This window comes from Streptomyces sp. 13-12-16 (assembly GCF_002114215.1).
Classification (GTDB): Bacteria; Actinomycetota; Actinomycetes; order Streptomycetales; family Streptomycetaceae; genus Streptomyces.
Genome location: NZ_NCTE01001289.1, coordinates 1 through 714, shown reverse-complemented (window position 1 = coordinate 714; position 714 = coordinate 1). Strand labels below are relative to the sequence as shown.

Below are 714 nucleotides of genomic sequence, written 5' to 3'. Positions count from 1 at the left end.
CCCCGACCCCCGCGGCCAGCACGACCACCACCGCCAGTTGTCCCCACGGCTCCGCCGGCACCAGCACCGGCGCGTCGTCCCGCGCCCCCCGCCCCCACAGCAGCGCCGCCCCGCCCACCAGCAGGACGAACACCCCGATGGACGCCACCAGCGCCCGCGCCGGATCGCCGCCCCGCACGGACAGCGGCCGGAACACGAACCGCTCCAGCACCACCCCGATCCCCGGCGCCAGCACCAGCAGCGTCAGCGCGGCGGCCGGCCACGGCGGCCAGCCCCGGTCGACCACCAGGCCGCGCAGCACATAGGCGCACACCATCGCGATCGCACCGTGCGCGAAGTTCAGCACCCCGGTCGCCCGGTACGTCACGATCAGACCGATCCCGGTGAGCGCCGCCGCGGCGCCCACCGACAGACCGGCCAGCGTGAGGTCGTACGTCAGCGAGGACATCGGCGAGTCCTCAACCGGACCCGTCGGCGGGTTCGCAGACCGGACAGGGCTCCAGCTCACCGCCCGCGACCAGCCTCCCGTCCACCGGAACCGCCTCCGCCTTCCCCGCGACCAGCGGACAGTCCGCGCGGTGCCACAGCGTCCCGCCCGGCACCATCAGCGTCTGCGGGCTGACGGCCACCGGTCCGCCGGCCGGCCGCCCCGGCCCGTCGGCGTCGGCCGGCCCGGCGGCGACCAGCAGGCCGTACAGCTCCTCCACGCGCGTG

At 76.8% G+C, this 714-nt stretch carries 2 pseudogenes; both read right to left on the bottom strand.

Annotated elements, in window-relative coordinates:
• A pseudogene (locus B7767_RS39545) lies at positions 1–448 on the bottom strand (ABC transporter); the annotation flags it as partial.
• 10 nt (positions 449–458) lie between these two features.
• Positions 459–714 (bottom strand): annotated as a pseudogene (locus tag B7767_RS39540) (hypothetical protein); the annotation flags it as partial.